This is a genomic window from Bradyrhizobium sp. CER78, assembly GCF_029846235.1.
Lineage (GTDB): Bacteria > Pseudomonadota > Alphaproteobacteria > Rhizobiales > Xanthobacteraceae > Bradyrhizobium.
Map to the genome: position 1 here is coordinate 70,523 of NZ_JARVWP010000011.1, position 26,211 is coordinate 96,733.

24 protein-coding genes are annotated in these 26,211 nt (G+C 58.2%); 19 read left to right on the forward strand and 5 right to left on the reverse strand.

What is annotated here, in order from left to right; all coding sequences use genetic code 11:
* Nucleotides 1-15: 15 nt before the first annotated feature.
* Nucleotides 16-369 carry a hypothetical protein gene (locus QDT69_RS23380; protein ID WP_279708840.1) on the reverse strand — a complete coding sequence of 118 codons (354 nt, stop codon included), beginning with the start codon at nt 367-369 and terminating at the stop codon, nt 16-18.
* Between the two features lie 292 nt (nt 370-661).
* On the opposite strand from QDT69_RS23380, the gene QDT69_RS23385 reads away from it, so the two are divergent.
* On the forward strand, nt 662-853 hold the full coding sequence (locus QDT69_RS23385) for a hypothetical protein (protein WP_279708841.1): 192 nt from the start codon (nt 662-664) through the stop codon (nt 851-853).
* 174 nt (nt 854-1,027) lie between these two features.
* Nucleotides 1,028-1,690, forward strand: a complete 663-nt coding sequence (locus QDT69_RS23390) for a hypothetical protein (protein WP_279708842.1) — start codon at nt 1,028-1,030, stop codon at nt 1,688-1,690.
* 151 nt (nt 1,691-1,841) lie between these two features.
* Here QDT69_RS23390 and QDT69_RS23395 read toward each other — a convergent pair whose 3' ends face one another.
* Together QDT69_RS23395 and QDT69_RS23400 are read right to left on the reverse strand one after the other, a co-directional pair.
* Nucleotides 1,842-2,522 carry a hypothetical protein gene (locus QDT69_RS23395; protein ID WP_279708843.1) on the reverse strand — a complete coding sequence of 227 codons (681 nt, stop codon included), beginning with the start codon at nt 2,520-2,522 and terminating at the stop codon, nt 1,842-1,844.
* Nucleotides 2,523-3,406: 884 nt separating this feature from the next.
* The gene (locus QDT69_RS23400) at nt 3,407-4,321 is read right to left on the reverse strand and encodes a LysR family transcriptional regulator (protein ID WP_279708844.1); all 915 of its coding nucleotides are present in this window, start codon (nt 4,319-4,321) and stop codon (nt 3,407-3,409) included.
* 282 nt (nt 4,322-4,603) lie between these two features.
* Here QDT69_RS23400 and QDT69_RS23405 point away from each other — a divergent pair, with 282 nt between their 5' ends.
* The 7 genes from QDT69_RS23405 to QDT69_RS23435 all read left to right on the forward strand — a co-directional run bounded on the left by QDT69_RS23405 (nt 4,604) and on the right by QDT69_RS23435 (nt 10,631).
* Nucleotides 4,604-5,158 (forward strand): flavin reductase family protein, encoded by a 555-nt coding sequence (locus QDT69_RS23405; protein WP_279708845.1) that lies wholly within the window; start codon nt 4,604-4,606, stop codon nt 5,156-5,158.
* The gene (locus tag QDT69_RS23410) at nt 5,155-5,559 is read left to right on the forward strand and encodes a nuclear transport factor 2 family protein (protein ID WP_279708846.1); all 405 of its coding nucleotides are present in this window, start codon (nt 5,155-5,157) and stop codon (nt 5,557-5,559) included. The genes QDT69_RS23405 and QDT69_RS23410 overlap by 4 nt, the downstream gene beginning before the upstream one ends.
* A 21-nt stretch (nt 5,560-5,580) precedes the next feature.
* Complete coding sequence (locus tag QDT69_RS23415) at nt 5,581-7,161, forward strand: 4-hydroxyphenylacetate 3-hydroxylase N-terminal domain-containing protein (protein ID WP_279708847.1); 1,581 nt, start codon at nt 5,581-5,583, stop codon at nt 7,159-7,161.
* A gap of 70 nt (nt 7,162-7,231) precedes the next feature.
* Nucleotides 7,232-8,320: a maleylacetate reductase gene (locus QDT69_RS23420; RefSeq protein ID WP_279708848.1), complete on the forward strand. Its 1,089-nt coding sequence runs from the start codon at nt 7,232-7,234 to the stop codon at nt 8,318-8,320.
* Between the two features lie 35 nt (nt 8,321-8,355).
* Nucleotides 8,356-9,219 carry an intradiol ring-cleavage dioxygenase gene (locus QDT69_RS23425; RefSeq protein WP_279708849.1) on the forward strand — a complete coding sequence of 288 codons (864 nt, stop codon included), beginning with the start codon at nt 8,356-8,358 and terminating at the stop codon, nt 9,217-9,219.
* Nucleotides 9,216-9,584: a 3-keto-5-aminohexanoate cleavage protein gene (locus QDT69_RS23430; protein ID WP_279708850.1), complete on the forward strand. Its 369-nt coding sequence runs from the start codon at nt 9,216-9,218 to the stop codon at nt 9,582-9,584. Before QDT69_RS23425 ends, QDT69_RS23430 begins: the two co-directional genes overlap by 4 nt.
* 327 nt (nt 9,585-9,911) lie before the next feature.
* Complete coding sequence (locus tag QDT69_RS23435) at nt 9,912-10,631, forward strand: nitroreductase (protein WP_279708851.1); 720 nt, start codon at nt 9,912-9,914, stop codon at nt 10,629-10,631.
* Nucleotides 10,632-10,660: 29 nt separating this feature from the next.
* Here QDT69_RS23435 and QDT69_RS23440 read toward each other — a convergent pair whose 3' ends face one another.
* Complete coding sequence (locus tag QDT69_RS23440; protein ID WP_279708852.1) at nt 10,661-11,278, reverse strand: glutathione S-transferase family protein; 618 nt, start codon at nt 11,276-11,278, stop codon at nt 10,661-10,663.
* A 192-nt stretch (nt 11,279-11,470) separates the two neighbouring features.
* Here QDT69_RS23440 and QDT69_RS23445 point away from each other — a divergent pair, with 192 nt between their 5' ends.
* The 6 genes from QDT69_RS23445 to QDT69_RS23470 all read left to right on the forward strand — a co-directional run bounded on the left by QDT69_RS23445 (nt 11,471) and on the right by QDT69_RS23470 (nt 19,502).
* Nucleotides 11,471-12,427: a LysR substrate-binding domain-containing protein gene (locus QDT69_RS23445; protein WP_279708853.1), complete on the forward strand. Its 957-nt coding sequence runs from the start codon at nt 11,471-11,473 to the stop codon at nt 12,425-12,427.
* Between the two features lie 130 nt (nt 12,428-12,557).
* Nucleotides 12,558-13,724 (forward strand): VOC family protein, encoded by a 1,167-nt coding sequence (locus QDT69_RS23450; RefSeq protein ID WP_279708854.1) that lies wholly within the window; start codon nt 12,558-12,560, stop codon nt 13,722-13,724.
* 101 nt (nt 13,725-13,825) lie between these two features.
* Nucleotides 13,826-14,896: an iron-containing alcohol dehydrogenase gene (locus QDT69_RS23455; RefSeq protein WP_279708855.1), complete on the forward strand. Its 1,071-nt coding sequence runs from the start codon at nt 13,826-13,828 to the stop codon at nt 14,894-14,896.
* A 54-nt stretch (nt 14,897-14,950) separates the two neighbouring features.
* Entirely contained in the window at nt 14,951-16,219 is a 1,269-nt protein-coding gene (locus tag QDT69_RS23460) for an amidase (protein ID WP_279708856.1), read from the forward strand.
* A 604-nt stretch (nt 16,220-16,823) separates the two neighbouring features.
* Nucleotides 16,824-17,957 (forward strand): transporter, encoded by a 1,134-nt coding sequence (locus QDT69_RS23465; protein ID WP_279708857.1) that lies wholly within the window; start codon nt 16,824-16,826, stop codon nt 17,955-17,957.
* A 681-nt stretch (nt 17,958-18,638) separates the two neighbouring features.
* Nucleotides 18,639-19,502, forward strand: coding sequence for a tryptophan 2,3-dioxygenase family protein (locus QDT69_RS23470; protein WP_279708858.1), 864 nt, complete (start codon nt 18,639-18,641; stop codon nt 19,500-19,502).
* A 517-nt stretch (nt 19,503-20,019) separates the two neighbouring features.
* On the opposite strand, the gene QDT69_RS23475 is transcribed toward QDT69_RS23470, so the two are convergent.
* The gene (locus QDT69_RS23475; RefSeq protein ID WP_279708859.1) at nt 20,020-20,634 is read right to left on the reverse strand and encodes an NAD(P)H-dependent oxidoreductase; all 615 of its coding nucleotides are present in this window, start codon (nt 20,632-20,634) and stop codon (nt 20,020-20,022) included.
* 444 nt (nt 20,635-21,078) lie between these two features.
* On the opposite strand from QDT69_RS23475, the gene QDT69_RS23480 reads away from it, so the two are divergent.
* The 4 genes from QDT69_RS23480 to QDT69_RS23495 all read left to right on the forward strand — a co-directional run bounded on the left by QDT69_RS23480 (nt 21,079) and on the right by QDT69_RS23495 (nt 26,000).
* Nucleotides 21,079-21,954 (forward strand): glutathione S-transferase C-terminal domain-containing protein, encoded by an 876-nt coding sequence (locus QDT69_RS23480; protein ID WP_279708860.1) that lies wholly within the window; start codon nt 21,079-21,081, stop codon nt 21,952-21,954.
* 162 nt (nt 21,955-22,116) lie between these two features.
* A complete protein-coding gene (locus tag QDT69_RS23485; RefSeq protein ID WP_279708861.1) occupies nt 22,117-23,064 on the forward strand; it encodes a glutathione S-transferase family protein in 948 nt (315 codons plus the stop codon).
* A gap of 855 nt (nt 23,065-23,919) precedes the next feature.
* A complete protein-coding gene (locus QDT69_RS23490; protein WP_279708982.1) occupies nt 23,920-24,837 on the forward strand; it encodes an MBL fold metallo-hydrolase in 918 nt (305 codons plus the stop codon).
* Nucleotides 24,838-25,250: 413 nt separating this feature from the next.
* On the forward strand, nt 25,251-26,000 hold the full coding sequence (locus QDT69_RS23495) for a glucose 1-dehydrogenase (protein WP_279708983.1): 750 nt from the start codon (nt 25,251-25,253) through the stop codon (nt 25,998-26,000).
* Nucleotides 26,001-26,211 lie beyond the last annotated feature (211 nt).

The window sequence follows — 26,211 nt, forward strand, 5'->3', positions numbered from 1 at the left end:
CGCGCGGACGAGATCTCAAAAACCGCAGTCCGCGTAGCCCTTTCGGGCCAGTCGATAGTGCGATCCGAAGCCAATGAAGTCTACGTCGAGACATTGGTTGCCTCGTCGGTAGTCGCGGCTCAACCCGTCACAGTCGAGATACTCAAGGTTGATCCGCCAACGGTGTTGCTCCGGATTGTAGGTGGCGAAGTCATGTTGCGCCCGAGGCGCTCCCTTGCAGATGGCCCGAATGTATTGCCGGACCTCGACAGGTAGGTTTTCGATGTGGTGAGGGTCCCAGGGATCGCCCTTGTTCAACGAAGTCGCGTTGGCCGCGGCAGTCGCGCCGCACAGCAAAAGAATGCAGACAAGAAAGCAACGGATTGTCATTCGACCCTCCTTGCTCGCTACCTTGTCTTCGCAGTCCGGTCAGAACCGCTGTCGCCTCCGGACCTTCCTGCCGGTGTCCAGTCCCGGTGGTGAGTCGTTCCAATCATGTACGACCGCGGGCAGCTTGACAATCCGATGACACAGGCATTCGACCGACACGAACGTCGCCCACAAGCGGGATTGACAGATCTGCTGTAGGAAGTCGATGACGCGGCGGTCTTGACCTTGCTCTCTAATCTGCCACCTGGTTCGAGAGGCGAGAGCATCATTCACTCTTCGGGAGCGTGTCTATGTGAGCTGCGGCGCCGGATGCGTCGATGTCTTCGAAATCGATGGATCGGCCTATCGGCGGATCGCGCGCCTGCCGACGGCAACGGGCGCGCGCACGTCTCTCTTCGTGCCGGAATTGGATCGTCTGCTGGTGGCGGTCCGCGCGGGCCCCGCCGGGGCGGCCGCGATCTGGGTGTTCAAGCCAATTCCATGAGATGGAGCGTGTAGGGAGTCGGCGCATGTGTAGATATAGCGGAGGCCTTCGCGGCCCGTCGAGATATCTTGCGCTTGGCGCCGCGCTTCCGTTTGCTCTGCTCGCCTTGTCCTCGCCAGCAGCGGCCTATCGCCCGTTCGACGCACCGATGCCGCCGTAGCCAAAAAGGGAGAAATGGAGATTGAACTGCAACCGGCGGGACGTTTGCGCGATGAGAGCGGAACGAGCCTGATCGCGCCGTCCTGGGTCATCAACTACGGCCTAACTGAGGACTGGGAAGCCGTCTTTGAGGGCCAGGGGCAAACGTCCCTTTCGCCGCCGGGGCCGACAAGCCTGACGGCCGCTGGAGCATTTCTCAAACATGTAGTCCTGCCCGGCAGCCTGCAGGATAAAACTGGTCCAAGCGTTGCAACCGAGTTTGGTGTCCTTCTGCCGGACAGCATCGGCAACTCGGGTGTCGGTGCGAGCTTCGCCGCCATCGTCTCCCAACGCTGGGATTGGGGCACCATCCACCTGAACGCCGAGACGGCTGTGACCCGCGACCATCATGGTGACGTTTTCCTAGGCGCGATCGTCGAAGGGCCATCCTCGTGGACGGTGCGTCCCGTTGCGGAGGTCTTCTACGAAAACGAATTTGGAAAGGAGGAGACGTTCTCGGGCCTGGTCGGGTTGATATATCGCGTGCGGGATGATCTCAGCTTCGACGTCGCAGTCTGTCACGCGCTTACAGGCGGACATCCAGTGAACGAGATTCGTGCGGGCCTAACCATCGGATTTCCGCTATCCTTCTTCGAAAGTCACGCCGCGCGCCAGTCTTCTCCAACGCTGCCTCGCTAGGCTATTGACGATCCGAAGACGCTGGGTACGCACGCCAGCCGCGGCCGACTGACTAATGAATCTCGTGTGCAGCCCGACTGGCATTCTTGCCACCTTGGGCCCAGTCGTAGCCCGGATCGGTGCACCAAGAGCATGGTGTCGGTCGTTCTAGTCATTTCGACGAGCCGTAAGTGATTGAATTGAACAGTGTTACGCTATCTGCCTTGGTCCACAAGCCTACCATGCCGGCTTCCGCGAAAGTCTCGTCCTCAACCTCGAACACCGTTTGACCGTTGTAGATCGCCTTGAAGCGACTGCCTGCGAATTCAACGCGCAGACTGCCCCACCGATTCGCGGGCACGGCAATCTTGACTCCATACCCGCCGGCTCGGCCAACAATGTCCAGAGCTCGCCGAACACCCTTCACCATCTTGTATAGCACCACGTTATCCTCGAGCGCATTGGCGCGAAGCACATAATAATTGTCGGCATCTCTCGCCCGCCACACGAGACCGGCAGCGCGGTCCTCCGCTCCAGCAATGGGCTTGAACTTCACCTCGATGAAGCCGTCCCTAATGTTCGTATCGTCCTTCAGCAGGACCGGATAAGTCGCGTTGCCGGATTGCTTGATCACCCGGGAATGGGACGGGGCAGTCGTATCCTGCTCGACGGTCCACTGCGGAGTTCCCGTTCCGGTCTTGGTGGCTGTCCAGCCCGCGGGCGGGCCTCCGACCGCGTCTGCTTCGAAGTTAGCTGCACTGTCTGCCATGGCATTTGACCCCATAACGCAAGAAATGGCGGCCACGATGAGAAGCGCACGCCCGCTCCAGCGATGGTCATTGCGCGCGATCATTCTGGTCCTTCACGTCAAATCGAGCGGTGTCTGCCGTGACCGCATTTGGCCATGCTTCAGAACCATCAGAGCGATAAAGGATGAAGGACGAGGGATGCAATCTGTCGGGCATAACGCGTCCTTCACAGCAAAACGGACGCGATTCTTCGGCTGCCGCCTCGTGGGGAGATCGCTTCCCCATGCCCGCAACTAAGTAGGACATGAATCATCCTGTCAACGACCCAACTACCAACCTCGCCATACTGTGATCGCGACCGATTCTCCACACGCAAGCCCACGCAGACGTCGTCGCGCAAAGCTGTGCGGGTTCGCCGCGTTGCGCGACCTTGCCGCTAACCCGCACGGGTTCAGCGACCTCGGCCGGACGAGCGAGTAGCTGGAGCAGCCAGCAGGGCTCCCCGACCTCCGCGACGTCATCCACTGGCCGCTGCCATCGGGCGGCGCCCATGGTCTCGATATCGACCATGTCCGCAATCGTCACCTGCAGAGATAAGGTGTTTCTCTCGATCTGTTGACGGCAGTTTTTGGACGGCAACAGCTACTACGCGACGCTGCGAAATAGTCCGCTATTCGCCGCAGTAGCTAGCCGATCTAGTAGAGGGCAACATGCTGAATTATAACTCAAGTTGAGGATGGTGCAGGTCCAGGATTTGAACCTATTCCGGGATCAAACCGGCGACAGATTGCGTACGAGCGGTGGCTGTTGGATTGCCAACCGCGTACGCCGCGAGAGTTAGGCCGCCCTCCGGTAGGAAAACACAACTTCGGAAATTGTGGGATTAGCAATGTAGCAGACCCCCGCGACCATGCGTTTCGGGTCGAGCCGCGCTAAGCCGATGGTCGGCAAAGGCAGCCGCGACGCAGGGCGTGAGAGCGTATGAACCTCAATCGAGTTGCTGCGCGACGCTAAGCAGTTTCTCTCTTAACCACTTGTGTCCCGGATCGGTCGTATGGCGGGGATGCCAGTACATAGCTTCGTGGATGTCCGGAACAGATATCGGGGACTCCAGCAGCTTGATATCGACCGTGCCAATCAGTTTCCTGGCCGCCCGTTCCAGCACGAGGCTGACGAGCCGCGTCCCCTTGATGAGAAATGGGTTCAGCAGGAAGCTTTCGACCGTCACCTCGATACGGCGTTGAACGCCGGCATCAGCAAGATGTTGGTCGGCGAGGTTCAGCTGTCGATCGTCTCCGATGCCGTAGACGAGATGCGGAAGATCGAGAAACTGCGTCTCGGTCAATGTATCGCCTGTGACGTCGGGGTGATTTACATCGACGGCGCAGAGCCAGCGATCCCTTAGCAGCAAGGCCGTCGGATAGTCGTTCGGTCCGAAGAGTTCGATCGGCTCGATGACAATGTCCGCCTGGTTCGTCTGCAGCACGCGCACGGCGTCCCGAGCACGAGGCAGTAGATGAATCGTCACGTTTGGAGCCTCGTTGGAGATAATCCTCACGAGCGGCGTGAGCAGGACCAACCCCGCATAGTCGGACGCACTGATCGAGAACGTCCGCGCATCGGTCGTGGGGTCGAATCCAGGACGACGCAGCAGAAGATGTTCGATCTTGCTAAGCGATTCCTTCAGCGGGACGATGAGGTCCTCCGCATTTCGGGTTAGAGCCAGATCGCGCCCAACGCGCACGAGTAGTGGGTCGTGGAAGACTTCGCGGAGTCGCGCGAGAGCCGCGCTCATCGCCGATTGGCTGAGACCGATGCGCTCGCCAGCCCGGCTTACGTTGCGCTCGGTAAGGAGCGCGTCGAGTATCACGAGCAGGTTGAGGTCAATGCTTCGTAGGTTCACCCCAGTCTCCCGATAAATGCGATCTCGAACCCTAACAATTTGCAGTGCCATGCACTATCGGAATGAGCTCGGCCTTCGTATTTCGATCGGCGGAGTCTCTCATGTTGCGGTTGCGAGATGTTGCCTGCGATGTGCTGGGCTCTCGGCTTCTCGGCGTCCCCTGCGGCGCATAAGGCGGATAGATCGATCCGGCGGATAGTTGGAATATTTATTATCGATTAGACGTCGGCCGGGCGCGCCACTTAGCCTCTGTGACACGAATAAGTCGCTACGAGGCTTACCATGAACAGCTCGGGAATTGGAATCGATCGCGGAGTTTGGCCCTCGCAGACGATCGCTGATGCCGCGGCATTCCGGGCGGCGATGCGGCACTTCGTTGGAAGCGTGAGCGTCGTGACGACCTGGCATGGCGATAGACCCTGGGGGATGACGATCAGCTCGTTTACTTCAGTCTGCACCGAGCCGCCGACGATACTGATCTGCTTGAACAGCAAGACAGTGACCGCCGCGCATGTACGGGAAGGCGAGCGGTTCGCCGTGAACCTCCTCACGCAGGACCAGCTTCACCTTTCAGAGCTCTGCTCGCGTCCTAGCGTCGACAAATTTATTGACGAACACGTCCTGCTATCGACCGAGTTGTCCGACGGAAGAAGAGTTCCGCGGTTACGCGAGGCATCGGTTGTGTTCGAATGTCGGACAGTCGAGCAGCTCTTGGTCGGAAGCCATCGCATCGCCATCGCCGTGATCGAGAGCATTCATGCGCCGGCCGCTGGTCCGCCGTTACTCTACGGACAGGGACGCTACATGTATGGCGTCGATCTGGAGGCGCGCGCATGACGTCTGCATCGACTCCAAAAGAAGTCGTCACCGCGCTTTACGATGCCTACGGGAGGCACGATCACCGCGCGATCCTCGCGCTCTATTGTGACGATGCGACGCACGACGAAGTCTCGCAACTCAAGACAAAGCGGGGCTCCGCCGAGATCGCAGTGGGCATGCAGAAGCTGTTCAGCTGGCTTCCGGATGTTCGCTGGGAGGTAAAATCCATGATTGAAGGAGGCGATGGAGCGGTTGCTGTCGCCTACGTCATGCGCGCGACCGCTCCGCGGAAGAGCGGCGCGACTGACGCCAAGACCATTTCGTTGCGCGGCGTCCAACTGCTCGAAGTCGCAGACGGCCGGATACGCCACAGCGAAGACTACTGGGACGCAGCGACGTTCCAACGGCAAGTTTCCTGAGAACATGACAAGGAGTGAGCTATGAGAACCGGTGCCGAGTACCTTCAATCTCTACGAGACGGTCGTCGCGTCTACGTCGGTGGTGAGCTGATCGAGGACGTGACCACGCATCCCATGACGAAGGGGTACGCGAATGCCATCGCCGAATATTACGATCTTCACCTTGACCCGAAGAATCAAGACATTGCGACCTTTGTCGACGAGAGCGGTAATCGTCAGTCGATGCACTGGTTTCTGCCGCGGTCAAAGGAAGATGTGGTCAAGCGCCGCCAGTACTGCGACTTCCTCTGCCGTCACTTCAAGGGCGGCATCTTCACACGGCCGCCAGCCGGCATGAACGTGGTCATGTTCACCCAGGTGGATGACCAGAAGCCTTGGTCGGACAATTCGCGCTTCAGCGGCAAGAAGCGCGATCTCTCCGGCAATATTCAGCGTCAGTGGGAGGAGGTCACGTCTCAGGATCTGGCTATTTCGCCGATGTTCCTCGACGTCCAGTTCGATCGCGGCCGTGACAATGCGATGGCCGAGACGCCAATGCTGAAGATCATCGAAGAACGTGACGACGGCATCCTTGTCCGCGGCTGGAAGGCGATCGGCACATCCGTTCCCTTCGTCAATCACCTTCTTATTGGAAACTTGTGGCGCCCCGGCCAGACCGCGGAGCAGACTGTCTACGCGCTGGTGCCGATCGCTACCAAGGGCATTTCGGTCGTGGCCCGCAAGTCGAACGCGCAGCCGGACGCAGATCCGTACGATCGTCCGTTGGCCACGATCGGTGACGAACTCGACGCGATGGTCTACTTCGATGACGTTCTCATTCCGTGGGACCGGGTACAGCATATTGGCAATCCAGACCACGCGAAATGGTATCCGCAACGTCAATTCGATTGGGTGCATCTCGAGACCCAGATTCGTCATTGCGTCCACGCCGAACTGATGGTCGGCCTCGCTCTACTCTTGACTCAGTCGCTGGGTACCAGCACCAACCCGGTCGTCGCCGCGCAACTCGCCGAGCTCATTCGCTTCCGCGAGACCTGCCGAGCCTTCATGATCGCCGCTGAAGAGACGGGATTCGCGACGCCCGGAGGGCTGTTCAAGCCGAACAATATCTACATCGACTTCGGTCGCGCCTACTATCTTGAGAATCAGGCCAAGATGGTGAACACCCTGATCGACTTCTGCGGTCGCGGCGTCGTTATCCAGCCGTCGAAGCGCGAGATGGAAGATCCATACATCGGTCCGAAGCTCGCCGAGGCTCTCCGCGGTGCGGAGATCAGCGCCTACGACCGCATTAAGATCTTCCGCCAGATCAGCGAGCGATTCCTGAGCGAGTGGGGCAACCGTCACGAGATGTTCGAGAAGTTCAACGGCACTCCTCTCTACCTCATCAACTTGCTGACGATGCAGCGCACGGAGTATCAGGTCGATGGACCGCTGACCGAGCTGGCGCGGCAGGTACTCGGCTTCGGCGACACAGCGGAACTAGGGAAGCGTGCGCAGGAAGCGGAGCAGAAGTCCCACTATGCCAGCGTCCGCTTCCAGCCTGACTACGCGAAAGCCCAGGACGTTAAGAAGTCCTACATGAACGACGCGGCCGAGTAGGCGAAGCGTTCACCCAAGATCGCGGAAGCCCCCATGGCTTTCGCGGTTCTTTCAGTGCTTTCGAAGGTGAATGATGCCACGCTTTACGTTTTCTGGTCTGCCGACGCGCGTGGTGTTTGGTTCGCGGACCATCGGGTCGATTGGCAGCGAGGTTGAACGGCTGGATCGAAGGCGGGCGTTCGTGGTTTGCAGTGCGGCCCAGCAGCGTGAAGGCGAAATGGTCTGCGACCTTCTCGGTCGATCTTGCAGCGACGTCTATGCGGGAGCCGTCCTGCACACTCCGACCAGCGTGACGAAGGATGCCATGCACGCCATGGTGGGCGCCGTTTCCGACTGCATTGTATCGATCGGAGGAGGCTCGGCTATCGGCCTTGGCAAGGCTCTCGCACTGCGCACCGGGATTCCGCAGATCTGCGTGCCTACAACTTATGCAGGCTCGGAGATGACGCCGATCCTCGGTCAGACAGAGGATGCTGAGAAGACTACGCTGGCCGACCCGGCAATCCTCCCGAAGACGGTCATCTACGACGTCGAACTTACGAAGTCATTGCCGAAAAGGCTTGCCGCGGCGTCCGGTCTCAACGCGATCGCACATGCAGCGGAAGCTCTCTACGCGCAGAACGGCAATCCCATCATTGGTCTGCTTGCTCAGGAAGGCATCGCAGCGCTAATCCGTTCGCTGCCGCAGATAGTGTCGGATCCGATAGCCGATCAAAGTCGGTCCGATGCTTTGTATGGCGCATGGCTTTGTGGTGTCTGTTTGGGGTCCGTCGGGATGGCTCTTCACCACAAACTTTGTCACGTTGTGGCCGGCTCCTTCGATTTGCCGCACGCGGAGACACACGCGATCCTGCTTCCCTATGCGCTTGCGTACAATCTGGAGGCGACGCCGACGGCCCTGGAGGCGCTACGAACGGCCACCGGTTCGAACGATCCAGCCAGAAAGATCTACGACCTTTCGCGAGCTTTGGATTTACCAGTGTCGCTGGGCGAGCTCGGCTTCGGAGAGGACAATATCGATCGCGCCACGACCCTCACAATGAAGAACTCGTACTGGAATCCCCGCCCCTTTGACCACTCGTCGATCCGCGAGATACTGCGTGCAGCGTGTGGCGGTCGTCCGCCGAAGACAGTCCGGGTGGACGATTACAGGATTTGACGTGACTTCGCCGAAAATGAAATGGACAGGGAACTATGCGAAACTTTGACGAGATCACGATCACTGATGCGGTCATCGACAGTCTTTCAGGTGCAAGCGACAGGCGAGCGGCTGAGGTCAGCGCGGCGTTGGTCCGGCATCTCCATGCATTCGTAAGGGAGGTTCGGCCGACCATCGAGGAATGGGAGAAGGGGATCGGGTTCCTGACTGATACAGGAAAAATGTGCACTAACACTCGCCAAGAGTTCGTGCTCCTGTCGGACACGCTCGGCGTCTCGATGCTCGTGGATGCCATTAATCACGGAGCAGCCCAGGGCGTCACCGAGTCGACGGTGCTTGGGCCCTTTTACGTAGAGGGGCCACCCGAGAAAGGGCATGGGGAAAATATCTCTGGCGGTCTCGTAGGCGAGCCGCTCATCGTCACGGGGACAGTGAATGCTCCGGACGGCACGCCGATCAAAGGCGCCGTCGTCGATGTCTGGCATTCGGACGGCGATGGCTACTACGACGTCCAGCAATTCGAGGAGACTGGTGGCTTAGCCATGAGGGCCCGGTTCTCGACGGACGGAGCTGGCAAGTTCAGTTTCTGGAGTATTAGGCCGGCGGCATATCCCATTCCTCACGATGGTCCTGTCGGGGCCATGTTAGAGAAGCAGGGACGGCATCCGTGGCGACCGGCGCACATCCACTTCATGATTTCGGCGCCCGGCTATCAGAAACTGGTGACGCACATATTCGCGGAAGGTGACGCGTATCTTGAGACAGACGTCGTCTTCGGTGTCAAGGATAGCTTGGTGCGCGAATTTGTCGAGATGCCGGCGGGGCAGGCGCCGGACGGCCTTATCCAAAACTCGCCCTTTTTCCATCTGCACTACGACTTCGGCTTGCACTTATCTTGAGGCCCGATTTTCGATCAGTCGATGCCCGCCAAAATGGGCACCAGCGATCAGCTCGTTCAGCTGCTCTCAATCAGGCGAATCCTGGGCGGAGCGCGAACCGCCCGCGAACGAAGACAGCACGTATCTGGTGCGGCGGCCGCGCCGAAGGCGACGGGAAACCGTACCAGATCACGCTCAACGAGTGGTCTCTTGAGCTCGGCGGACATTGCCGCACGGGACTTGAGGACACTGTGCGGCTCGATCGTGAGCATCTTGCGTCTTCAAACGCTGCTCTTGTCAATCGCGTTGTTCAGCTTTGCAGACGTTACGGGCGGCATCCGGCGACCGTGCATGAGGCGCGGGCGCTCTTGAAGCTGGCTGCATGAGCCCCGGCGGCGAGAACGCGTTTCGCCAGGTCTTCGGACGGCCGCAACCTCTGGATGATGGTCAGGGTGGCTATCGCTACATTTGCGGTAGTCATCGTACCGTGGCCTGAAGCCGTTTCAATCTAGAGACCTTACGGCATAACCCGGCAGGGAGCCGTTCGCTTCTCCTTCGGCTCTGACTTGAAATACCCTGGCTTGAGCCGCATCGTTCGAGTTTATTGAACGATAAGTTCGAAGTTGGGCTACTTCCCTAGACGGCTTCTGAACTCCGATTATGCGGCATGCCGCTACTTCGGCGGTCTTGGTGCAACGAATTCGGGGGAAGCTATGACATTAGAACTTCAGCGGCAAGCGCCGAAGGATTCTGAGAATCCCTTTTACATCGACGAAATAATCAGAGGTCGTCGGGCGAAACGTGGCTTTACTGACAAACCTGTTCCGATCGAAGTCGTCAAAGATATTCTCTCGATTGCCAGGTTCACTCCCAGTTCGAGCAATACTCAACCGTGGAAGTGCTACGTGTTGACAGGCAAGGCTCGCGAGCGGCTTGTCGAGGCCGCGGTGAAAAACTTCAATGACAATCATGACAAGCTAGTTCCGGAGTATCCATTTTTTCCAGACCCCATTCCCGAGCCGCATGCGTCGTGGTTCACCAAGTTTCGCGGCCAGTTGGGCGATGCGCAGGGCGTCGAGCGAAGCGACAAAGAAGGTCGCCGCCGCGATGTCGCCAGGCAGTTCAAGTTTTTTGGGGCTCCAGTCGGTCTCATTTTTACGATGGATAGACGACTGGTCCCCGCGAGCTTCATCTGCTACGGCGGCTTCCTGCAAACGGTAATGCTCGCCGCAAAGGGCCGAGGACTGGATACGCTTGCGCAGCAGATCTGGTCTCTGCAATATCCATTGCTGCGGAAAGAGCTTGGCATTCCGGAAAGCGACATGGTCGTATGCGGAATGTGCATTGGCTATGCCGACAACGGCCTGCCCGAGAACGACATGGCGCTTGATAAGTTCGGGCCGGAAAAATTCGCAACGTTTCTCGACGCCTAGAACTTCGCCTTGGGGGAGATGGGTATCGACTATCTAGAGAGCGAATTCTCTACGATAAGCGGTACCCATCCTTTGGTCGATCGTACGCTGTCTAGCCACCTGAGAATTGCGGGATATCGTTCCATTTGGTAGCCGCCCTCCGCTGCTACGGACACGTAGGCGAAAACTCCAAGGTCGGCGATAGTGTAGCTACTGCCCACTAGCCAATCTCGAGTTTTAATCCAGCTCTCGAGTTTATCGAGCGCGCCGTAACCGTCCTTTTGCCGAAGGGCAATTTCATCCGCCATCTGGGACGCTAGCCCACGAATATTGTAAACACGAGGGACCGCAATGGCCTTTTGAAGATCGGCCTGTTCGAAGAACAACCAGCTGAACACCTCTGTCCGGGCATACTTGTCGTCAGGAAGAAGGTGCGTTCCGTCCGCCAGATGCATCAGTATGGCGCCGGACTCCACAATGGGACGACCATCGTCCATGACCAATGTCGGGACCCGTGAGAACCGGCTGAGTTTTACGAAATCCGGCTGAAGGTGATCACCTCGGACCAGGTCCAATGTGATCCTTTCGTATTTGACGCCCAACTGGGAGAGCAGGATTCGAGCCTTCCAGCAATTTCCAGACAGCAGGCTATCGTAGAGACGAAGCATGGCCCACTCCAGCAATCTTCCAGTTCGAGGCAGAATACGAGCCACGTGTGTCGTGAGACAAGTAGGTTTCCTTCCGCGCCGCTACCTTTTGAGGTAAGAATGGCAAGTGTTTAGAGTGGCTTAAACCGATATGTCTGTGATCTAAAGGTGCGAGTGGTGGCTCTATCGACCTAGGGTAAATCGTTCTAAGTCATGCTTGATCTCAAAGACGTCTTCTATTTTGTCCAGGTTGTCGACAGAGGGGGCTTCACCTCTGCGAGTAGAACATTGGGCTTACCGAAGTCCACCTTGAGCAATCGGGTAAGGGAGCTCGAGGGGATTCTGGGCGTAACCTTACTCAACAGAACGTCGCGCTGTTTCGGCATGACCGAGGTAGGAACGCAGTTCTATCACTACGCTCAGACTTTGTTGCAAGCAGCAGAGGTGGCGGAGGAGGCTGTACGCCAAAGGGCAACTGAGCCAAGCGGCGTCATCAGAATGACGACGGCCGTCGAGATTGCTCAGTTCGCTTTGAAGGACCTGATACCGATCTTCCTCAACAAGCATCCGAAAGTTCAAATCGTAGAGATTACCACAGACGCTCTGGTCGACATTGTAGCTGATGGCTTCGACTTGGCGCTTCGCGGCCATACCGCACCCTTGCAGAACTCTTCACTCGTCCAGCGAGCCATCGCTCGTGCCCCGTGGTACTTGTTCGCGGGGCCGGGATACTTGGAGGCGAGGGGCACACCGACGACCCCTGAGGAGGTCGCCCAACACGATACAATCGCGATTGCGAGGACCGGTTCATCAAATCTGGTGTTAACCGGACCGAACGGCCGAAGGTGCATCGTTCAAACGGTACCTCGCTTTCAGAGCAACAATCTGGTCGCGCTCAAGGAGTCGGCATGTGCCAACCTGGGTATTGCGGCATTGCCCGGTTACATTTGCCGAGAGGAGATTGCTGCGGGAAGGCTGAAGCAGGTATTGCCGCGCTGGATTGCGGCTGACGCACGCCTCTCAGCGCTCATCCCATACAAGCGGGGCTTGCTCCCCGCGGTCAGGTCTCTGGTTGATTTTCTTGCATTGGAAATACCGCGCGTCACCGCGTTCGAGCCTGCAGCGACGGAAGACCTGCAGCCCAAAAGCTCGAGCAAGCGTTCGGCTTGAGGCCTCGGTCGCCGTTCAACTTATTGAACGCTGCGTCTTCCGTTAGCCACCTTCATGTCTCGCGGCAACGCTGCCATCATTCGTGATCGGTAGAGATGGCGCTTCAGCGCCCGAAATCGCGAGGTCCAAAATGAACGAAATGATTATTCGCGGCGTCAACAACCAAGTGTTCGTCGCCGCAAATCTCGGCAGGATCGAACACTTCTACTCGACGCTCTTGGGTCTACCGGTCGTGAAACGGACCGTCCACCATTTGGACCCGCGATTGCCGGTCATCACCTTTGGATTTCATGCATTCAAGGGCGAAGAGAAGCGTGGCCACACCATCAGCTACATCGAGTGGAACCCGATCTTCTACATGATGCCGGACGTCGGGTTCGTGGATCAAAAGGCGGCTGTCGCTGGGGTCACATCGCCCCGCGTCGGAGATCCGAAGGGGCGTTGGGGTGCCGGTACAAACCATCATTTGGCTCTTCACGTCCCGACAAGAAATGGCCTCTTGAAGTGGAAACGAAGACTCACGGACGCTGGGATCCATGTTACCGGGCCCTATAATCGAAATTACTTCCACGCGATCTACCTGCGTGATCCTGACGGGGCGATTATCGAAATCGCGACTACCGAACCCGGTTTTGGGCACGATGAAGCCGTGCTGGGGTCGGGTTTCCGGGCTCAACCGAAGGAAAATCTGATCGGCGGTCGCGATGAGATCCTTACCGCCGCCGAAACTTGGCCGAGGCCGATGCCGACCGTTACGGATGACTTCGCCCTGCGTGGTTTCCACCACATCACATCGATCTCTTCGAACGCCGAGCGGACCGAGAACTTCTTCGTCGAAACGGTCGGGCTTCGATTGATCAAGAAGACGGACTATCTGGATGAGCGGGGAGGCACGCACTACTACTACGGCTGTGACGATGATATCTCACCTGGCTCAGTCCTGACCTTCTTCGGCCTGCCGGGATACACCACGGGACGTCTCGGCACCGGGCTGTCGCATCACTTCTCTCTGGAAGTGGAAAACGAATCCGCCCTTACGCACGAGCGAGAGCGTCTCAGGCGGGCCGATGTAAAGGTCTCGGACGTTTACGACTGCCTCTACAGCAAGCTCTTCTACTTCCGGGATCCCGATGGGCATATCTGCGCCCTTTCGACACCCACTCAACTGACGGTCGATGAATCCGCCGAGGAGCTCGGAACCAGGCTCTGCTTGGCGCCGGAGTTCGAAGATCGGCGCATCGAGATCGAGCGTGGTATCGCGCTGCGCCCGGCTCCTGTGCCGCTTCCCCAGAATTAAAGGGGCGCGACAACGTGCAGAAGCTAACCCCCCATCGTTCGAACCATGTAAGCGACGGAGGCATCCTCCGATGCCTGCCGCAGGACACCCTGCGGTGGGGGGTGGGAATCGTCGACGCAGCCATTCGAGATCTGGCAGACGAGGGCTTCGAACGGCCGATGATTTTTACGGTTGAGCCGTTACTGCTCTCAACCAAGCGTGCCATTCTACCGCACCTTCACGATGCCGCGGGAATGCTCTCGGACTTCCCGCCTCATGCTCCAGACAGCGCAATCGAGGACGCGCTTGACCGATGTATTCAGGCAGGTGCCCGTTCAATAGTCGCTTTTGGCGGTGGCTCGGTTCTGGACGCCGCAAAGGCGGTTTCTCATTTTCATTACCTTCGGCAAGGGCGATATCTCCCATTAGTAGCTCTGCCGACAACTCTCTCTGGATCTGAGTTCTCCCACTACTTTGGAATTACTGAAACGTCTGGCCCGCGTCCGTTCAAGAGAAGTTACGCTGAGCGAGCGACCGTTCCTAAAATTGTGTTGATGGATCCCGGCCTCCTCCTGAATACTCCTCGTGCGTTGCTCCTATCATCAGCGATTAAGGGGCTTGATCACGCAATCGAAGGCATGCGCCAAGTCGACGTCGACCACCCACACGCAGTCATGGCTGCAGCGGGTGCAAACAAATTCTTTAGCGTGCTGGAACGTTGGCCGGCCGATCTGGAAACCGAAGAAGCGATCCAGAAAGGAACGGTCGATCTGAGTGATCTGCTCCAACTCCAATTGGCGGCATGGCAATGTTACTTCTATCCAGCATCCGTCATCTACGGCCTCAGCCATCGGATCGGGCACATCTTGGGCGGGACGTTTGGATTCCCCCACAGTGCCACTTCTTGCATAACGCTCGCGCCCGTGATTCGGGCTTGTGAAGCGCGGTATGGCAACAAGCTCCAAGTGTTCAATTCCCCCGGAGAATCTAACCCGGGGCCGGCGCTCGCCGCCCGGATAGAAAATCTCGTTTCGTACCTTGGCTTACCAAGCCATCTTAGATCATTTGAGATCGGGCTCTCGGCGCTTCCGGAGATCGCGGATCTCCTGCGAGCAAACTACAAGGCGGAGGTAGCCGATCTTGGGGAAGATGCGGATCGAAAGCTCGACGCTCTGCTCAGAAGCCTCTGGTGAACGAGGATGCGATCCCCATCCATCGCAGAGATGCTCGTTAGGCTAAAGGCGGGCGTGACAACATCGCGGCAACTCGTGCAGGAGGCTCTTGAGAAGGCGAGAAACTGCTCAGCCGAGTTGAATGCCTTTGCAGCCATCGAAGATCGCGCGGTAGATCGCGCGGCCGAAAGTGATCGGCGATATGCAAGGGGATTGGTGAGGCGCCTCGAGGGGATCCCGATCGTCGTAAAAGACAATATCGAAACTGCTGATATCGAAACTCGTTATGGGTCGGCCGCTTACATAGGCAATGTACCGATAACTGACGCTACCGTAGTGCGCCGTTTGCGGGATGCCGGCGCGATCGTCTTAGGTAAGACGACAACCCACGAGTTTGGCTGGGGCGTCACCACATCGAGTGACAAGTTTGGTCCAACTCTTAATCCGGCCGATCCGAGAAGGATACCAGGAGGGTCAAGTGGCGGATCGGCGGTTGCGGTTGCATGCGGCGTTGTGCCAGCTGGTATCGGAACGGACACCGGCGGGTCCGTTCGAATCCCGGCGGCGCTGTGCGGAGTGGTAGGGTTCAAGCCTACGTTTGGCATTCTTCCGACGGATGGTGTCTTTCCACTGGCGCCGGCGCTCGATCATGTCGGTCTGATCTGCGGGAACGCGGAAGATTTGGTCCCGCTGACAAGAGCTCTGGGAATGGACATCTCACGGAGCGACGACAAACCGAAGCGGAAGATTGGCGTTCTCGCTACCCCAACTGATGTTCCTGTTGAGCACGACATCGCCGCCGACTTTGAAAGGGCCGTCGAGAGGCTTCGCCGGGAGCATAGCGTTGTTGATTTAACTGAGCGGCTCGACGAGGCGTATGCGATCCTTGCCACCCTGGTCCTGGTGGAAGCCGGCATGGTTCACTTCTCGAGAAATTCATCAAGCTTGATAAGCGAGCGCTATGGGAAGGAGACAGCCGCCAGACTTGAGCGATCGCGATCGGTCAGCATAGACGATTACGCGAAAGCCCAAGACGCGCGACGAATGTTTTCCCTGAGAATGGCTTCGCTGTTCGAACAAGTTGAACTCCTCATTCTTCCGACATGTCCGTGTTCCGCGCCGCTGGTCGGAACGGAGCGCGTGGATATCGATGGATGGACCGGAGACGTTCGCAAGGCGCTCATGGCGCACACGGCGCCCGTCAATCTTGTTGGATATCCGGCGGTAACAATCCCGATGCCGAGGATGAAGGATGCTCCGCCAGCGGGATTGCAGCTTATCGGACGACCCGGGCGCGATCATGAAGTCATCGGTGCTGCCGCGCAGTTGCAGAGCCTGAGCTGAGTGACCCGCGTGTAGGGCTGCATTTGGCTGAGCGCGACTCCTAGATCACGGGGTGAAACGTGGTGACCTGGTTCGCTCAAAGAGCCGAGATTTGTCGATCTGTGCAGGGAGACTGATCGCATTCGTTAAGCAGCGAGGGAGACAAAGCCGCCGGCGAAGTCTGTGTCCAAGGGGCGGGGCGGTGGAAGTCGTCGGCGGTGTGCGAGGGCAATGTGTCCCTTGGCTGCTTGAGGCGCGCAACAGCAGCATGTGAGGGCATTAATGCTGGTTTGGGCACGACAAGTTAAGGCAGCGCGCAGCCTCATTGGTTGGGAGCAATTCCAACTCGCCGTTGCTGCTGGCGTTGGTATCGCGACAATTCGCCGGCTAGAGCGAATGACCGGGCCAATCAACGCCAAGTTCGAGACGATAGATAAGATTCGACGGGCACTCGAAAGCGCCGGGATTGAGTTCATCGGAGAGCCAAAGCCTGGTGTTTGTGTTCGACTGGAGAAGTCACAGGAGTCCTACGCGAATGCGCAAGGCGCGGACGTTGTGGCGTAGTGGAAATACTGATTGCTCAGATATCGTCGGTGATACTCTTGTATCTGCAGGATCACCGTTCGTGAAATACGTGACGAAGGTTGCGTTCATGCGTTGTCATCTGTCCGACTTTGACTTGTTATCTTTCCGCGTGCGGCTTTTTGACCGCGTGAGGAGACAACGGGATCGCTGTGGCGCTCAGCCGGAGGGGCAGATGACTTTGAAGACAGCTTTTAACTTAGGCGTTGTTGCGTTGGGTGTCGTCGCGACAATGCAAGCAGCTAATGCATTTGAATTTGGATCGCCGGGAGCCGCGCAGAAGCCGGGGTTGACTATTGGCGGCAGTGCAGGACTTCCGCCGCCTGGAATCTACAGTTTCAATCAGGTTTTCACGTACCAGTCCAATCTCGCCGGACCGGGGCAGGCATTGCTGAATCCCGGCGGCGGAAAGACAGGCGTGCAAGCGGCTGTCGAAGCAAACGGGTTGTTGTTTGTACCGGGTTGGAATTTTCTTGGCGGCACGTATTCGGCCGTCGTGGTGCAACCGTTCATTATGTCAAGCGTCGGTCACCCGGTCGATTTGCAGATGTCCGGCATGCACAACACTTACATCGTTCCGGCTGAGTTGAGTTGGAAGCTTGGGGATAGCGGCTTCTTTGCCAAGGCCGGCCTGGGCATGTACGTGCCGGACGGAACGAAAACGGGTCTGAACGGTCTCGGCAATGTGGGAAATCCGTGGTGGACCTTTCAGCCAGAGTTCATTGTCTCTTATCTCAAGGACGGCTGGAATCTCACCGCAAACATTTTTGACGAAATCAATACCAAGAACACGATCACCGGCTATCGGAGCGGCGACGTTCTGCATGCGGAGTTTACAGCCGCAAAGACAATCGGAGACTGGACCATAGGCCCGGTCGCGTACTATGTCGGCCAGGTCGGAAATGATACGTCGAGCGCCTTCTATGGAAACGCAATCAACGTGAATCGCTACAACGTGTGGGCTGTCGGTGGGCTGGTGGGCTACAACTTTGGACCCGCGGCTTTGAACGTCTGGGCGTTTGACGAGGTATCGGCGCGAGCATCGGGCGGCACCCCAATTGCTGGCGTCGACTCGGCGACTGTCACGAAGGGCTTCAGCGTGTTCGCCAACTTGAGTTTCCGCCTATGGGCGCCGGACACACCTGCATCTAATGCGCTGCCGAAGTTTCACAAGTAAACCCAGTCCTCGGAGCTATGGATCGAACTAGTTCCCTGGGGAGGGGAATATGGCTCTCCCAAACATATCGCGTTGACATGCGATGCCCCGTTGCTCGTCCGGCAACGGGGATTATTTCGTCTACTTGTGCGATTGCCTGACCCGCTCGCCCGTTGCCTCTGTGACCGGCATCCGAGCGACATGAACAGGCCTCAATCGGCGATGCTCTGCTCCCTTTGTGGCGACAACCGTCGCGGGCGATCCGGGCGCGACCGGGCGCTGAGCTTACTTGTGAGGTGGCGCACCGCGGTGATCGGGGCCGACTGCGCTCATCTTGGGCGCTTCTCAAGGTCGTTAAACGGTTCAACGCTTCCATATCGAATACGTGCGTTGGGGCAAAAGAATTGCTGCGGGCTGAGGAAGATCGCTGATCTGTTCAGGCGGCCGCTGGTGGGGCCCTCCCGCCGTTCAATTTTTTAGACGATGTGTTCAGCAGGAGGCGTCTTTCCAAGGAGTCCAAAACACCCCGAACATGCATTGGAGGATCGGGCATTTCGACGATGTGTCGGTAACGCTCATCCAATGGGCCTGGGCCACCTGCAGGGCGCGTGCTGTGAGCGAAACGCGTCAGATCCGCATTTGCAGGGCGGCGCTCGACCCATTTTAGGGCAGAAACTCTTGGAAAATGGGAGCACCAATGCAATGACCGTTACGATCACCGAGAAAGACAGGTTCGAACAGACGCCATACAGCATGTGGCTGCAGACAGATGCTTTGCATTCGATTCAGAGGACGCTGACTGACCATCCTGGGGAGTACTCATTCATTGTCAACTGCCAGGTAATGGAGCTCTACTGGTCGCTAATTGTCCGAGAACTTCAAGCCGCCCAAGGCCACCTGAGACAGAACGATCTCCCCAAGGCCCAGCAAGCACTGCGGCGGGTGGTCGATGCGCATGAGCCTCTCAATGCCACATGGCGTTCCCTGTCATGGATGACCCCATCAGACTTGCTTCCAATGCTCGGCGTGGTCGGAACGACTTTGGGACGCGACACCGCTCTCCAAGGCTGGACTTATAGGCACATGGTCTACCTGTTTGGAATCAAGCAGAGGGAGCATTTGGAGCACTTTAAGCCGCAGCCGCGGCGATGGCAGCAGCTTAACGAGGCCTTGAGCGCACCGAGCGTCTACGACGATGTATTGGCATTCCTGCACCGTCAAAAGCTACCGATCCCTCGGGGGCAGTTCGAGCGCGACTTCGCTGAACCGTACCGGCCGAGCCCGGAGGTCGAGCGAGCTTGGCAGATCGCGTACGATGACCGGCCGGAGATCAAGGTCTTGGGCGAAACGCTCGCTGATATCGCCGAGGAATTCACGACTTGGAAGTATCGCCACTTGATGCTGACCCGGCGTACCCTGGGATCCCGCAATGCCTACTTCGGCGTCTCCGGAATTTCTTGGCTAACGCCGACTCTTGAAGAGATTCCGTTCCCCGAGCTCTTTTCTGCGAGGACGTTTATCGGTGACCCTCCTACTGGTTGCCCCGCGGGTAAGGCCAAGGAATAACGTTCGGGACAGCGCTAGTTGGGAGCGGCCATCGCGGCCGCTTCCCTTCAATCGACCAGGTCTCGCTGCGGCAGTGGGGGAGCAAGTGGTTCGCGCGGAATAACGAGGCGCTCGACGTGGCGGCAACTGCCTCGGCACCGGCTGCCGTGGGAGAGGTGCAAGCCTGCCTTAAGCCGAGCATGCGACGAAATTGCCGACCGAGCGCGAGTGCTCCAGAAACCACGAAGGGAACTAAACTCAGCGCCGGAAAGTCTGCCGTTCTTGGGACAATGCTAGGCTGTCACAGTCGGAGACGTCATCTGTCTAACATCGTTCAGTAGTTGATTGGCGATGGTGTTGGGCAGGGCGCGGATCCTAGGGATATTCATCAATCACCTCCACGGTCCGTCGCTCGAGAGGACTGGGTCGAGAGGAACCGTAGAGTGCCGCTTTGACGCTGGTCTTGGTTTGAAGGATGCCGATGACCGAATATGATCGGCATCCTTCGGTATCGCATCGATTTGGCGGACCCTTGCAGCTATGCTGCTGCCGCGGATATCGCGCCATCAAACTGCTTGACGAAATCGACGAGGGTTGTCTGGCCTTGATCAACAGTGAGGGTCTTGCCGGCAAGAACCACGTTGACGTCGGTAATGCCGATAAATCCGAGGATCTGCTTGAGATAGGCAGTTGCGACGTTGGCTGCCTCAAACGGAGCTCCAGGAGAGAAGTCGCCGCCGGTCGAGAGGATAACGGTCGCCTTCTTGTTCTTCAGCATGCCCTCGTAGGCCATCGAGACGGTAACGCCGAGGCGTACGATCTGATCGATATATGCCTTGAGCACCGCGGGAATGGAGAAATTGTACATTGGCGTACCGATGACGATGTGGTCGGCTGCCACGATCTCGTCGATCAGCGTGTTTGAAGTCGTCAAGGCAGCGGCAAGGTCCGGCGAAAGTTGGTCAGGCGGCGTAAATGAGGCTCTGATCCAAGGAAGGTCAACGAATTTTAGATTCGATCGTACAAGATCGCGCACCACAATGGACGCATTCGGGTGCGCGCGCGTCCACTTCTCGACGAACTGAGCGGTCAAAATGCGGGAAGTCGAGTTTTCGAAGCGTGGACTAGCTTCAATCACCAAGAGACAGGCCATTTCTTTAGCTCCAGATCTGTTAAGCCAGCCGCTCAACAGCGACCGTCATGGACCTAAGAGCAGCTCGTGAGGGCCGGGAAGTCGGGTGATATTGGACGCATCGTTCCAATAGTTTGAACGACAGCCGCAGGGCCTTCGCCGTGAGGCGTCTCGCCGCGGAAGCGTGTCCAAAATTCTGAACGCTTGGTTCGAAAATGACCGACTTCAGCTCATGCGGCGCGCGTCTATTCTGAAATAAATAGGGAGCTGTAAGTAGAGCTCGAATATTCAGAGGGCGAGATGAGCACCAAGTCTGGAGTATCTGTCGGAGCGTTGGCGGAGAAGGCGAGGAATTCCGCAGTCGGGGACCCTTGGCGAAGGTGCATAGTTTCGACCGATAACCCGCGGCCGGTGCCCCGAGACAGCGAATCATCGGTTCCGCGACTTGAGCTGTTCCACTTCGCAATGTCGATCTGCTCGCAGAAGATTCGTGGGGCGCTCTTCCAGATTGGCGTCCCATTTGCCAGCAGCGAGCTGGTTATTATGCCGCCGCTCAGTGAAAACTATTCAGCGGAGTACGTCGAGCTTCGTATGGCGTCAGCCATCGCACATAGTCGTCCATTCGTGAGCGGCTACACTGGAAGTTCTAGTGTCGAGAACGAAGGGTTTGATCCTTTAGCAGTACCAACTCTTGTCGATCATCATAGAGGGGAAGCTGTTGCGGATTCACGTCTGATCGCGGCTTACCTGGATATCTTGAGCGGAGGGGCGTTGGTTCCACTGCAGTGGCAAAATCGGATCTGGAGTGAAATTGCGATCGTGGACGCAATACCACATGCCGGGTTGTTCTACGGCGCCAATCCGGACGGCGACCACCGACCAGACGTGATCCGTGCGGGAATGCAGGGGGCTCATAGTAAGAAGATCGAACTGGTCAGTAAGCGCTTGGAGGGTCTGCCTGCGAAATCGGCGCTCCGCTCGGCTTATCGGCACAAGATCATCAAGGAAGAAGCGGGGCGCGAGTTCATATCGCGGCCGGCGAACATGCGGGGCATCATCGATTCGACGAAGAGCGCCATCACGCAGCTGGATCAAAGGTTAGCGGAGGGCAGGGGCGCATGGTTGGTCCCGGAGGGATTTACCCTGGCTGATATCTTCTGGGGCGTAAGTCTCTTCCGATTTCTTTACCTTGGATACGATTGGATGTGGAAGGACAGTGCAAGGGTCGCTGGTTACGCTGAACGGCTCTTTGCGTCGCCGGCAATGCAGAACGGCGTAATCAATTGGCCAGGTCATCCGCCAGGTGAGCGCATAGAGCGCTGGCAGCGTAGCGGTAAGTAGAACGCGCGTCCGAGCGTACGGGTGCATTGATATGGACCGAAATCGCGCGAGCTGTTGTGCGTCGCTATTTGTTTGGCGCTTGACGTCGTGCTGGGTGAGGGAGGACCAACCTCACTGGAGCACCGACAGCGAAAATCTCGAAGTCGCGTGTGGAGAGACATCATGCTTGTCGAAGGCAAATGGGTAACCGGCCGGCCGATCGGTAATGATGCCAAAGGTTCATTCGTGCGACCGGAATCGGCGTTCCGGAATTGGGTCAGCCCCGACGGAAGTCCTGGACCGAGGGGTGAGTTCAAGGCGGCGTCCGGGCGATACCACCTCTACGTCTCGCTGGCGTGCCCTTGGGCGTCGCGAACCCTGATCGCGCGAAGGTTAAAGAAGCTGGACGATGTAATCTCGGTATCGGTGGTCGAGCCTAGGCAGACCGATCAGGGTTGGCGCTTCGGCGATTATCCAGGAGCGGACCGGGACGTCATCAATGGCACCACCTATTTGCATGAGGTTTATACGCGCGCGGCGCCGGGTTACACCGGTCGTGTGAGCGTGCCAGTTCTCTGGGACAAAAAGCTGACGACGATCGTCAACAACGAGTCCGCGGACATCCTGCGCATTCTCAACTCCGGTTTCGGTGCATTAGCGGACGAAAGCATCGACCTCTATCCCCAAGAGCTTAGGTCCGAGATTGACGCATGGAATGACCGCATCTATCCGAAGTTGAACAACGGTGTGTATCGTGCCGGCTTCGCGTCTAGCCAGGAAGCATACGAGGAGGCGATCAAAGGCGTCTTTGACATGCTAGGCCAACTCGAAGATCATTTGGCCACGCATAAATCGCTGGTCGGAGAGCGGCTGACCGAAGCCGACGTCAGACTGTTCGTCACGCTGATCCGGTTCGATGCAGCTTACTACGGCGCGTTCAAATGCAACCTGCGGCGCATCGTCGACTACCCTGCTCTCAGCACGTACCTGCGTCGGCTGCTCGGGATACCAGGCATTCGAGAGACGGTCAGTATCGACCATATTAAGCGCAGCTACTACGCGTTAAAGGCAGTTAACCCGAGCGGCATCGTGCCCGTCGGGCCAGACCTGCAGGCGCTGGGGTTAAGTTAGTCTACGTTGCCGGTCCCAACTGTCGCGATCAACCTGCATCGAGAATGACTCGGTAACCCACGAATCGATCTCCTCTATTGAGAACGTATCGTGCCCCCTACCGAGAGCCTGTTGATGCCCAAGCCCCTTCTCGCCGCCACTCTCGTTGCTGCTGCTATCCTTGCCGCCAACCTGCTTGGCGTAGCCGCGGCCGAGCTCCGTGCCGTGCCGGCGACGTCGCAGACCTTGGCCCGACCATATCGATCACGCATGCCCATGTCGCGCACCACCGTGTCATGTTACTCCGTGCACGGCTGGTCTGTTTCGTGCGGAAGGCCTTATAGTGGCGCATGGATATCGACGTCTTTTCCAAGATCGTCGTTTTTTGCTTGACTCTACTTGATTGACACTTGCGATCTCCGATCAGCCGGCCGCTTCATTTTTGGGGTGGCTCCGTGTCGGACGTTCATCGATCCCGCCACGGTTAAGACGAAGAAGGCGATCAATCGTCTGCTCGCAACCTGAACGACAGAACCTATACCGTCGTATAGCTCATCCTATCCTCCGACCCCAATCGACCGTAAGGATGCGCGAACGTAGCGTTGGCGGTATCGCATCCAAGGTGGAGGCGTACTCATTGGCAGCAATCTCTCTATAGCAATGGCAATCGCTCTGGGGCGGTCGCCAACGAAGTTCGATAGTCGATCGCGGTGACACACCTAGCCACAAGCGTGTCGCCGAACTTTGCACACCTCGTCAGCTTGAAGTACGCGTTCCTCGCAGAAGTACGGTCTGCCTAGGATCGAACGTTTGAAGCCGGACTCAGGTGTTCTCAAAGATGAAACAGATCGTCCGCAATGTCAGCAGGAGACAAATATGAATGTACATAACGCTTCACAACTCGTTGGATCCAAGCCTGAAGAGCTGGTTCCGTCGCGCTACGCGGTGCGGGTCGGCGACATCGATGTGCTTGTCGTCAGCGATGGCGTGCTGCCGCTGCCGACCCAGATGCTGGGACACAACGCTGATCCTGCCGTGCGGGCGGCTTGGCTGCACGACATGTTCCTGCCGGCGGACGCGTTCGACTGGGCGCTGAACGTGGTCATGGTCCGCAGCGGCGGGAAAACCATCCTGATCGACGCCGGCCTGGGGGCGGACCCGGACCTGCACCTGCCGCGGGCCGGGCAGACGGTGAAGCGGCTCGAGGCCGCCGGCATCGATCTTTCGTCCGTCACCGACGTGGTGCTGACCCACATGCACATGGACCATGTCGGCGGGCTGCTCGTCGACGGCGTGAAGGAGAGGCTGCGTCCGGACCTGCGCATCCACGTCGCTGAAGCCGAGGTCAAGTTCTGGGAGGCGCCCGATTTCTCCCACGTCTCCATGCCGCCGGGATTTCCGGACGCGCTGCGTGCGACCGCCAAGCGGTTCGCGAGCGAGTACCGCGACAATCTGCGGACGTTCGACGAGGAGCATGAGGTGGCGCCGGGCGTCGTCGTTCGTCGTACCGGCGGCCACACGCCCGGGCACAGCGTGGTCCGTCTGGCGTCCGGCGGTGACGCGCTGACATTTGCCGGCGACCTAGTGTTCGCGGTCGGGTTCGAACACCCCGACTGGTACAACGGTTTCGAACACGACCCCGAGGAGGCGGCGCGCGCTCGCGTTCGTCTGTTGCGCGAGCTGGCGCAGACGGGCGAGATGCTGGTCGCCACCCACCTGCCGTTCCCGTCGGTCGGACACGTGGCGGTCGACGGCGACGCCTTCCGCTGGGTGCCGGTGTTCTGGGATTACTGACCGCCTGTTGAGTTGCGAGCAAGCTAGGGCGTGTCCTCACAACTAGCCAGCTCAGAACGGGCATCCAATCCCGTCCGCGCAAAGTCCGTGGAATCGCCATTCCGGCGGTTCCACGTAGGAGGGCTCGAAGGCTAGTAGAGTTCTACGACGTCGAATCATGAAGCTGTTGAGAGTACCTCGGAGCCAGATCTTGCGCTGACGCGAGGGGCCGTTTCAAAAATGGGTCCGACACTCGCATGGTCAGATGAAGAACCATGGACGGGTCAGTCGGCGACAGCGTTCGCACCAGTTGAATGGCACGAGAAAATGGCCGATCTCGAGGAATGACCTCTCCATGAAGTCGACAGAACGATGAAGGAAGCGACTTGGCCGAAATTCGATCTCCCTCCAAGCTATTCAAGAGAGGTTACATGATGAGTGTTCTTCGTGGCAAAACGGCTTTGGTCACAGGTGGAGCGAGCGGCATCGGGCTGGCTGCTGCAAAGCTGTTCGCCGCAAACGGTGCGCAGGTGATTATCACCGCGCGAACGCAGCCCGCTTTGGATGCGGCGGTTGCGGAGATTGGAGATCGGACCCTTGCGATCCAGGGAGATGTCTCGGACCTGGCGCATCATGAACAAGTTGCTCAAGACATCCGGCGGCGATTTGGCGGGTTGGATATCTATTTTGCCAACGCCGGCGTCATTGTCATCAGGCCTTCGAGCGAGGTCGGTATCGATGAGTTCGACGCGCAGTTTGCGATCAACGTGCGCGGTGTGTTTTTCGGTGTGCAGAAGGTCGCGCCGTTACTCCGGCACGGCGGATCGATCATTCTGACCAGTTCGATCGCCAGCAGTAAGGTGCTGGACGGCCATGCGGTCTATGCTGGCAGCAAAGCGGCGATTGAGGCGTTCGCGAGAAGCTGGGCTTTGGAATTCAAGCACCGCGGCATTCGCGTCAACGTCCTGAGCCCTGGACCTGTCGACACGCCGATCATCAGCAAGATGGGTGTTTCTGAAAGCGAGAGGCCGTTGTTCGATACCGCGCTGGCGAAGGCAATTCCGCTCGGCCGGCTCGGCCAGCCCGAAGAACTCGGCCGTGCCGCGTTGTTTCTGGCGTCCGATGCCAGCAGCTTCGTCACCGGTGCCACCTTGCGCGTTGACGGCGGCATTTCGCTGGCGTGAAAGATATAAGGGATCGTCATTACTGCCAAATACCTGCTTCGTAAAAGAGAACGACGGCCGGCCCCGATGTGGGGAAAGGCCGGCCGTCGCGACGAGCCGAGCGCATGGGGGCAAGCGCCGCTCGCATCACCTAGCGTCAGGGGGCCGCTAGGATTGCTCGGTCGAACCCGTATCTTGGGTCCGACTTGAATGGTCGCGATGGCGTAGCGAA